This window comes from Microbacterium sp. UBA3394 (assembly GCF_002358725.1).
Classification (GTDB): Bacteria; Actinomycetota; Actinomycetes; order Actinomycetales; family Microbacteriaceae; genus Microbacterium; species Microbacterium luteum.
In genome coordinates this window covers 1-8,860 of the sequence record NZ_DEPK01000195.1, presented here as the reverse complement: position 1 = coordinate 8,860, position 8,860 = coordinate 1, and the positions used below count along the sequence as shown (strand labels likewise).

Sequence of the window (8,860 nt, the reverse complement as noted above, 5' to 3'; positions counted from 1 at the left end):
ACACCACGCTATGGGACTCACCCCTTCCTTGGTGTTGTGTTGTCTTCTCGATCGGTTCATTTGCTGTCGCGGCTGCCGCTCTTATCCACGAGCGGCGCCGCTGAACGGCAGGCTACCGCTCACCGATTGCTCGGATGCGACAGGGTGGAGCGACTTCGCCGGGGCGTCGCGCAGGACACGCGGTCACAGGTCGGGCACGAGCCCTCGTCAGACGCGGCCGAGACGGGCCGCATGCGCTTTGAGCTCCTCGCGCTGGCGCCCAGATAGCCAGGTGGCCTGCTCGGGCAGGAAGTCCTCGACGTACGCTTCGCGGCGTGCGTGCCGCTGCCCATTGATCACGGCGGCTTTGATGATGAAGTAGGTGATCACGAAGCCGGCGGCGGTGAGCAGAAGAGGCACGAGGATGTAGATGACGAGGAATTCCATGGCTGGAGCATAGACGCCACCATCCGTTCAGCACGGCGACAGCGCGCACCCGGCAGATTCGACCCATGCGCGTGCTGCTCGTCGACGACGAGGTGAGGTGAGCAGAGGGCATCCGGCGCGGCCTCGAGGCGGAAGCGATGACCGTCGACGTCGCCCGCATCCGCGTAGACGCGTTGTGGCGCGCCCGCGAGCAGGACTACGACGTTTTGGTGCTCGACGTGATGACGCCGATCCGGCGCTGGCCACCTCGCTCATTGCCGACATCGTCGCCGCCGCGATCGCTGCGGTCGGAGGCGCGGGCACGGTCACGTCGATCGAGACCGATCGCGACGATAACCACGAGTTCTCGGGCTCGGTCGTCGCTTCGGATGCGGCCACCGACGATGACGATGAGTCGACCTGCTCCGCAGTCACCTTCTGCGGATCCGCCGCGCCGCGACCCACAGGTTGTGACTGCGGAGCAGAAAAGGAGACGCGGGATTCGCTCCGACGGAAGGTGCGAAGCGGAGCGGTGAGGAAGCTGGGCTAAGCGCCACTTCAGCAAACTGCCTAGGCGGATTCGGAGCTCAATCGACGGACGCCGCTCTCCTCGCCCAGGATCGCCCGCCGCATTGGTTCCCTCTTCATCGAGGGTGACGTCACCCAGCCTCGAGGCCGCGAGGCTGGCTGATCGACGGCGCACCCTCGATTACTGAACATGTTCAGTAACGATGTACAGTGGCCGCATGACCAAGGATCAGGTGCCAGTGGTCGTCCTTGCTGGTGCGAGCGGGTTCATCGGGAGCGCGGTTGCTGACGCGTTCGTCGGGGACGGGTACGAGGTGAGACTCGTCGGCCGCAACGCGCCTGTCCGTTGGGATGATCCCGATGCTCTCGGCCGGGCGGTGGAGGGGGCCGACGTGGTCGTGAACTTCGCGGGGAAGTCCGTGAACTGCCGCTACACCGACCGAAATCGCGACGAGATTCTCGCCTCGCGCGTGCAGACCACCCGTGCGTTGCGGGTGGCGGTCGCACGCGCGGACCATCCCCCGCGGGTCTGGATGAACGCGTCGACGGCGACGATCTATCGGCACGCGATGGACCGTGCGAACACCGAGGACAGCGGCGAAATCGGCTCAGGGTTCTCCGTCGATGTCGCGACGTCTTGGGAACGCGAGCTGTTCGAGGGCTCGCTCCCCAAGACGCGCCGGGTGTCGCTTCGGATGGCGATTGTCGTCGGCGACGGACCGGCCACACGCATGCTGTTCACGCTCACGCGGTGGGGTCTCGGTGGAACCCAGTTCGACGGCTGGTGCCCGCCGCATCGCCGCTACCGCGGAATCGGCGACCACCCCACCGGCAGCGACCGTGCACCATGGCACCGCACTCACGGACGCCAGAAGTTCAGCTGGGTCCATATCGACGATGTCGTCGCCGCCGTTCGCTTCATCCGGGATGTGGAAAATCTCTCCGGCCCGATCAACATCGCGTCGCCGCAGCCGTCCGAGAACAGTGCGCTCATGCGAACGCTCCGGCGGGCCGTCGGCCGCCGGGTCGGCCTGCCGAGTCTTCGATGGATGCTGGAACTCGCGATGTGGGTGATCCCCACCGAGCCCGAACTCGTCCTCAAGAGCCGGTGGGTCATCCCGAAGGCGCTCACCGACGCCGGATTCACCTTCTCGCACCCCAACCTGGAAGAGGCGCTCACCGACGTCCACACCCGCCGGGGCCGGGCCAACACGACGACCACCGGGGCGGCCAGGACAGAGAAGACCACGAGCCATGCCGCGTAGCGCCGAACCTGGAACCAAGGGCGAGCGCACCCGGGAGCGTATCCGCACCGCCGCGCTCGCGTCCTTCCGTGAGAACGGGTATGACGCAACGACGATCCGGAAGATCGCGGACGAACTCGGGATGTCTGTGGGAGCCACGAACTACCACTTCCCCTCGAAGAACCACCTCATTCAGGAGCTGTACCTCGATGTGCAGCACGCGCACCGCGCCGCCGCCGAACGCCTGCTGAAAACCGAGACTCGACTCGTCGACCGGCTAGCCATCGTCTACGCAACCGGAATCGACCAGCTGACGCCGTATCACGCTCACGCCGGCGAGTTCCTCTCGGCCGCGGTCTCGCCACGATCACCGATCAACCCGTTGTCGGCCGAGTCCGCTGACTCCCTCGAGGTCGTCGAGGGACTGTTCGCACAGGCAGTCGAAGGCGCCACACCCTCAGGACTGCCCGACGACATCCGTGCACTCCTCCCCCGCGCACTCGTGCTCGCACACCTGCTGCTCGCACTCTTCTGGGTATACGACACCTCCGAAAACCAGCGCCGCACACGGACGCTGCTCGAGCGCGGTCTCAAGCTGTTGGGAACCGCGCTGCCGCTGGCCCGACTGCCCATCCTCCGAGGCGCACTACGCGACATGCTCTCGCTCGTCACCGAGGTCCGCGCATGACAGCGCCCGGATAGGGATTCTTGGGTGCTATCGGGCGGTGAACGCTCTAGGGTGAACCGATGGATCTCTCCGGACTGTGGCTGGCAATGGTGATCGCCGGGTCGGTGGCGTGGGTCGCCGGCGTCCTCGTGTGGCACCATCGGCGTCCGACGGTTCGCCTTCCCTACTTCGCCTGGAAACAGGTGCCCCTGCCGACGCGTGCGCTGACCGGTGCAGGCACGGCGACGATCACACTTGGTGCCATCATGTGGGGGTCAGCAACTGGGTCGGGATGGATTGCGGGCTTCCTGATCGTGGCTGCGTACCTCCCCACCGTCGCGGTCCAACTCCTGATCAATCACCACATCGCGAAGAAGAACATCGAACCGCAAGATCGGCCACGTTGAGCGGTGAGTGACCGGCATCCGCGCTATTCGTCCAAGGTCTGCCAGACCGCGTACTCGTCGTACTCGTTGTCGGCGATGCATGCGGGATCCACTTCCGTGAGATGCAGGTACCCACCGCCGCCCGAGATCTCATCGCCAACGTGAAGGGGCAGCAACCCGGGAACCGTGACCTCGGTGCCGTCGTCGCCGATCTGGCTGCCGAACGGGAATTGCAGTGGGTAGGTCATTCCACCAGACGCCACCGCGAAGCAACCCGCGTCGGTCAGCGTCAGGGTTCCTGAAATCAGCGCCTCCATGGCTACGCTCGACGGCTCGCTCGCGACCATCGCAGTGGTTCCCCGAGCCTCCTGCACGGCGCCGGCACCGGCACCGGCACCGGAGCAGCCAACAACCGCCAGCGAGACCGCAACCAGTCCGACGGACGCGGCGAGCGTGCGCTTCATGAGGGGAGTCTCGCACGCCGCTCACCGTAGTAGCCATGCGTGACTCCGGCCGCGCCGCGGGCGGGCGTATGTTGCACTGACCGACCGTCACTCGGGCAAGCTCGTCGCGGAGCTGCCGCATCGCTCCTCGGCCGTAGGAGACTATGTCGCCCCGTGACAGAACGGCGTTTTCTCAGCCCGTCGCATCCGGCCGGTCGGGTCTCTTGAGCAGCCGCCCTCCGCTGATGAACCCGGGGATCGCGATCGGGACCAGAATCACCCCCGCGAGTCGCCACCAGAAGTCGTCCGGTATGAGCCAGCAGTACGCCCCCGCCAAGAACGCCGCAGACGCGAGGATGATCAACACGATGCCGAGCCTGCGCGAGGTCATGAGGCGACGATAGCGCGACCTCGCAATCCGAACTGCGCGATGCGAGATCGGTGCCGCGGAGTCGACCGTCCCTACAACAACCGGCTCACGCGCGGCAAGGGACCGGCGTTCGGACGCGCCCGGCAAATCAACGCAAGGATTCTTCAGTCAGCTGCGCTAGCGCCTGAACATCCGAACGACCGGACGAAGGATACACAAACTATGCACAGACGGCCGCTCCCCCGACCCGTAGATCGGGCAAGTCGTCCGTGGCAACTTCGCCTCGGTTCAGTTGAGTCCCGCATAGTGGTGTAGCGCGCGGTGGCCAAGCTCGTCGTTCATGACGTGAGCGCGGTCACCGTGTGATCCTTCGAGGAAACTCTCACATCCCACTCGAACGGAATCATCACGATGACCGCACCTCATATTGTCGACCCTGCGAGCGTGCTCGCTGAAGCCCTGTCCGACGCGTCGCCAGATCTGATGCGCAGTTTGCTGCAGACCATGATCAACGCGCTGCTGTCTGCTGACGCGGATGCCGTCATCGGCGCCGAATGGGGGCAGCGCAGCCCCGACCGCATGACCCAGCGCAACGGGTATCGGCACCGTGATCTGGACACCCGTGTCGGCACGATCGACGTCCAGATCCCGAAGCTCCGGCAGGGGACGTATTTCCCGGACTGGCTGCTCGAGCGCCGCAAGCGCGCCGAGACAGCGATGATCACCGTCGTCGCCGACTGCTACCTCGCCGGTGTGAGCACGCGTCGGATGGACAAGCTCGTCAAGACCCTCGGGATCCACTCCCTGTCGAAGTCGCAGGTCTCCCGGATTGCGGCTGAGCTCGACGAGCACGTCGAGCAGTTCCGGCACCGCCCGCTCGATGACGCCGGCCCGTTCACGTTCGTCGCCGCCGACGCTCTCTGACCAGTCTTCACACACTCGCCTGTGAGCACACCTCAGCCGCGCGGGTTCACCTGCGCGTGCACCTTCTGCGGCGCCCACCACCATCCGTAAACAGATCGGTTGCGGGAACGCGGGTCACGATACTGACCGCTGCGAGAGAGGACTACATTGAGCGAAGCCGCTCACAGCTCCCGCGACGCGAGCGATGACTGTGCCGTAGACGATCAGTTTCGAGCGATTGCGGAAACCTACAACCGGACGGAGACTCGGCAGCGGTCATGCCTAGGACATCGCTGGCGACGCCGGCAGACGATTTCACTAGGACGCTGCAAGCCAGCTCCGCCGCCGGCCATCGCGCACTCGCCCAGCGCGAATCGCTCTGTAGAGCTTCTTCGGGTTGGAGAGGATGGATACATGATCGAGGTATATGAGGTCGGCGTTACGGCGGGTGACGTGACGCTCCTCGCTCCCGTCTCGGTAGTGGCGAATCGGGGCGAGGCGCTGGTGGTGCGCGGAAGGAACGGGACCGGCAAGTCGACGTTGCTGCGAGTGCTGGCCGGTGCGCGTAAACCGTCGAGCGGGGTGGTGCGGATTGGTGGAGCTGCCGTCGTGCAGCGTGACAGTGGGTTCCGTCGGCGCGTCGCGTCGATGATCGGTCTGCCGCCGATGGCTCCCGACCTCACCGTGTTCGATCACGTCCTATTGGTTGCCACGACGTGGCTGGATGAGCCGGCTTCGGCGTCAGAGCTTGCACGTGGGGTGGTCGCAGAGTTGGGTTTGGCCGCGCTCGGGGAGCGGTTCCCTCACGAGCTGTCGTCTGGGCAGGCGCAGTTGTTTGGCATCGCGCTGGTGCTGGCCCGACCATTTGAGGTGCTGATTCTCGATGAGCCGGAACAGCGTCTGGATCCGGAGCATGTGCAGTCGGTGATTGACGTACTGGACGCGAGGCGCGGCCAGGGCGCGACATTGGTGATCGCCACACACAGTCAGGTCATCGCGGACGGGCTGGCCGATCACACGCTCGACTTGAATGGGGCGGCATGACCGGCCGCGCAACAGCAGCGATACGGGTGTGGCGTTCGCGTAACGTCCGCACTGGCACCGATCGCGCATACGCCGCCTACATGGTCTTCATGGTCGCCGTGGTGGCGGTGACGCCGATCGCGCGCGCCGTGTGGTTGAGCCTGACGAGCGCGGAAGGGATCGCGGTGCTCGCCTCGACCGCCGCTCCGGGAGTCACGGTGCTCACCGCTGCGGGCCTGTGGGCGGGAGCGCTCATCCTGGGCCGAGACCGTGGCCCCGCCGTATTGCCCCCGTTTCCGACCCACGCTCTCGCTACCAGCGACCTACCGAGATCTGACACGTTCCGCGGGCCTGTGCTGCGCGCTGGCGCACTCGTGACCGGACTGGCCACGTTCGCTGCCGGGCTGGTCGGCGGCAGTCTGACGAGTAATGGCCTGGCCGATCCGCTCAGCACGGCGATGTTTGCCGCGGTCGGCGCGCTCGTTGGCATCGTCGCCACCGTTGCCTGGCTCGCCGGACAAGTGTTCCCGCGCGCTGCGGTGCCGGTTGCACTCGGTGTCCTCGCGCTTGCCGCGTTCACCGCTGCCGTCCCGTTCATGCAGCCGTTCACCCCTTGGGGGTGGGTTGGGCTCGCATATCCCGGCAGCGGCTCGCCCCACACCCTCGTCGCGCTGACGGCGCTGACGGCCGCCCTCGTCGCCGCGGTGCCGGTGCTGCTGAATCGGCTCGGTCTCGCCGAGCTGATGGCGCAGGCCGCGCGGTGGGAGTCCGCGGCCACCTATGCGACCGGCATGGAGTTTAGCTCTGCCGTAACGATCTACCAGGGGGAGCCCCACGCGGGCCGCCGCCTCCGCGCCGTCCGAGCGATCCGGCGTCGGTCGGCGGTGTTCCTGATCCGTGACGCGATCGGGGCTGTCCGCACACCGGGTCGGCTCGTCGTCGGCGTCATCGCCCTCGCCACCGCCGGGACGCTCATCACGCTCGCTTTCGCACCCGCGATGCCAGGCTGGGCGCTTGGGGCCGCAGCCGGCCTGACCTTGTTCGGCGGCCTCGGCCCATTCACGGACGGCATCCGGCACGCCGCGAGTGTCGCGGCAGACTTCCCGCTGTACGGGATCAGCGACGAGCATCTGCTCGCCAACCATGCACTCTTTCCCTTGGCTGTGACGGTCGTCGTGCTCCTTACGGTTGTTGTCGTGTGCTCGTTTGTCACCGGGATGAGCGCCTTCGCGCCGATTCTCAGTTCGCTGGCGCTTGGAGTACTCACCCTGATGGCTCGCGTTGGCAATGCACTGAAAGGCCCACTCCCGCCGACGCTATTGGCGCCGATCCCGACGCCGGTTGGCGACCTCGGCGCAGCGGTGCGGATGATCTGGGCTCTGGATGCCGTGTTGCTCATAGCGTTTGCAGGCGCCGCGGCGGCCCTGGCGTTCGAGTCGCCCGTTCTGCTAATCGGTGTCGCTATTACTCTCGTCGGGCTAGTCGTCGCACGGTGGCGCCAGCGAACGTGATTCGTCTCAAGGGAACGAACGCCGCCAGCGACAGACTTGCCGAGTCGGGCGCGACGCGCGACTTCGCATCCGACCCGCGCGCGCTACTACCGCTCACTGAACGACGTCTCGAAACTCCGTACCGAAACCGTTTGTGCCGTTGGCGGTTTTCGATCTGGCACACGTTTCTGAGCACCGAGATCCGGTCGCACTGCGCTCCTCCCGGAAACGATCGTTCTCGAAATCGCTACATCGATGCCCTAACGACCGTAACGATGGCCGCTCGGCTCGCCCGCCGTTTCAGGCGGCGAACCGGCCTCCCAGGCTCGCCCGTCCAGCAGCGCGAGAAGGTCGTCCACGCTGTAGCCCAGCCGGCGCGCCTCCTCCAGCAGTGGTGCCACGTACTTCTCGTCGAATGAGGCGCTCCGTTCCCGGACGATCTCCTCCCGCGCTGCCGGGGACACGAAGAGCCCGATGCCTCTCCGCCTTTCGAGTAGTCCTCTGCGCGTGAGTCTGTTCGTTGCTGCAGCGGCTGTTGAAGATGAGATGCCGTATTCCGTCGACAACGCCCCCCACGATGGCACTTGCTCTCCGGCGCTCAGAGTCTCGGAGAGGATCCTGTCTTCGAGATCGCGGCAGACGGTCGCGGCTATCGGACGCTGTTCGCTGATCACCCCGTCACCTTCCCCTGTACGCGCTTCTTGCAGATCAACGCTTCGATTGCTGAGAGGTCGCCTGCTGTCGGTTCTGTCATTCGAACAGCAGGCGACACCTGATAATTGCGTGGTGGTGATCGGGACTCAAGGCGTCCAGTCACCGATCGGTGGGATCACCTCGAGACTCCAGGCCAGGAACACACCGGTCTCCTGCTGGAAGCTACCCATCGGCGTCACAGTCGGAGCGACATACGTTGTTTGCATCTTCTCTCACCTCCCTTCAGCTCTCGTCGGACGGGGTCTGGTCGGAATCTCGACACGGAAGAGTTCCCTGAGCTCGTCGCGTTCACCTGCTTCGTCGACGATTCGTCCTTCGGCTTCGGCCCAGGCGTGGGCCTGAAACGGGGGCTCGGCCATCACACCGACGCACCAGTCTGCCCACGAACCGCGCAACCGGCAGAGGAGCGCAAACCGCTGTCGAGCGGACGAGGCAAGCGGAACTTCCACGACAGGTCGTGCTGATTGTGGGGGCCTCATCCCGTGCGCGGCTGAGTACGGCGTAGGGCATCGACCGGCGGCATGTCCGCGCGCATCGCTCCAACGGTGCGGCCCTGAACGAACGGCACCAGCACCAGCGACCGCACGGGCGCGTACCCCAGCACTCCCGGAATCATGCTCAGAAACGCGCCTGCACTGGTGGCCTTGACGATCATGCTCATGGTCTGGGAATGTCAACCTGATCTGG

Annotated in this window: 12 protein-coding genes and 1 pseudogene; 6 read left to right on the top strand and 7 right to left on the bottom strand. The window is 65.7% G+C overall.

Going from position 1 to position 8,860, the window contains the following annotated elements:
- Window positions 1–207 precede the first annotated feature (207 nt).
- Complete coding sequence (locus B4E30_RS11830) at window positions 208–426, bottom strand: hypothetical protein (RefSeq protein WP_194384556.1); 219 nt, start codon at window positions 424–426, stop codon at window positions 208–210.
- 725 nt (window positions 427–1,151) lie between these two features.
- Here B4E30_RS11830 and B4E30_RS11820 point away from each other — a divergent pair.
- From B4E30_RS11820 to B4E30_RS11810, 3 genes are read left to right on the top strand one after another with little or no spacing between them, the layout of a single operon-like run.
- Entirely contained in the window at window positions 1,152–2,198 is a 1,047-nt protein-coding gene (locus B4E30_RS11820) for an epimerase (protein ID WP_286795414.1), read from the top strand.
- Window positions 2,188–2,865: a TetR/AcrR family transcriptional regulator gene (locus B4E30_RS11815; RefSeq protein WP_286795413.1), complete on the top strand. Its 678-nt coding sequence runs from the start codon at window positions 2,188–2,190 to the stop codon at window positions 2,863–2,865. Before B4E30_RS11820 ends, B4E30_RS11815 begins: the two co-directional genes overlap by 11 nt.
- A gap of 59 nt (window positions 2,866–2,924) precedes the next feature.
- Window positions 2,925–3,251 carry a hypothetical protein gene (locus B4E30_RS11810; protein WP_286795412.1) on the top strand — a complete coding sequence of 109 codons (327 nt, stop codon included), beginning with the start codon at window positions 2,925–2,927 and terminating at the stop codon, window positions 3,249–3,251.
- A gap of 23 nt (window positions 3,252–3,274) precedes the next feature.
- On the opposite strand, the gene B4E30_RS11805 is transcribed toward B4E30_RS11810, so the two are convergent.
- Both B4E30_RS11805 and B4E30_RS11800 read right to left on the bottom strand, forming a co-directional pair.
- The gene (locus tag B4E30_RS11805) at window positions 3,275–3,694 is read right to left on the bottom strand and encodes a hypothetical protein (RefSeq protein WP_286795411.1); all 420 of its coding nucleotides are present in this window, start codon (window positions 3,692–3,694) and stop codon (window positions 3,275–3,277) included.
- Window positions 3,695–3,866: 172 nt separating this feature from the next.
- Window positions 3,867–4,064 (bottom strand): hypothetical protein, encoded by a 198-nt coding sequence (locus B4E30_RS11800; RefSeq protein ID WP_194384551.1) that lies wholly within the window; start codon window positions 4,062–4,064, stop codon window positions 3,867–3,869.
- 390 nt (window positions 4,065–4,454) lie between these two features.
- Here B4E30_RS11800 and B4E30_RS11795 point away from each other — a divergent pair.
- The 3 genes and pseudogenes from B4E30_RS11795 to B4E30_RS11785 all read left to right on the top strand — a co-directional run.
- Window positions 4,455–4,964, top strand: a pseudogene (locus B4E30_RS11795) (transposase); the annotation flags it as partial.
- 396 nt (window positions 4,965–5,360) lie between these two features.
- A complete protein-coding gene (locus B4E30_RS11790; protein ID WP_194384550.1) occupies window positions 5,361–5,990 on the top strand; it encodes an ABC transporter ATP-binding protein in 630 nt (209 codons plus the stop codon).
- Window positions 5,987–7,480: a hypothetical protein gene (locus B4E30_RS11785; protein ID WP_286795410.1), complete on the top strand. Its 1,494-nt coding sequence runs from the start codon at window positions 5,987–5,989 to the stop codon at window positions 7,478–7,480. The genes B4E30_RS11790 and B4E30_RS11785 overlap by 4 nt, the downstream gene beginning before the upstream one ends.
- Window positions 7,481–7,719: 239 nt before the next feature.
- On the opposite strand, the gene B4E30_RS11780 is transcribed toward B4E30_RS11785, so the two are convergent.
- The 4 genes from B4E30_RS11780 to B4E30_RS11775 all read right to left on the bottom strand — a co-directional run bounded on the left by B4E30_RS11780 (window position 7,720) and on the right by B4E30_RS11775 (window position 8,834).
- On the bottom strand, window positions 7,720–8,133 hold the full coding sequence (locus B4E30_RS11780) for a GntR family transcriptional regulator (protein ID WP_194384548.1): 414 nt from the start codon (window positions 8,131–8,133) through the stop codon (window positions 7,720–7,722).
- Between the two features lie 126 nt (window positions 8,134–8,259).
- Window positions 8,260–8,379, bottom strand: coding sequence for a keywimysin-related RiPP (locus tag B4E30_RS16620; RefSeq protein ID WP_414683216.1), 120 nt, complete (start codon window positions 8,377–8,379; stop codon window positions 8,260–8,262).
- Window positions 8,380–8,385: 6 nt separating this feature from the next.
- On the bottom strand, window positions 8,386–8,652 hold the full coding sequence (locus tag B4E30_RS16615) for a lasso peptide biosynthesis B2 protein (protein ID WP_414683215.1): 267 nt from the start codon (window positions 8,650–8,652) through the stop codon (window positions 8,386–8,388).
- Entirely contained in the window at window positions 8,649–8,834 is a 186-nt protein-coding gene (locus B4E30_RS11775; protein ID WP_194384546.1) for a DUF4192 family protein, read from the bottom strand. The genes B4E30_RS16615 and B4E30_RS11775 overlap by 4 nt, the downstream gene beginning before the upstream one ends.
- Between the last annotated feature and the right edge of the window lie 26 nt (window positions 8,835–8,860).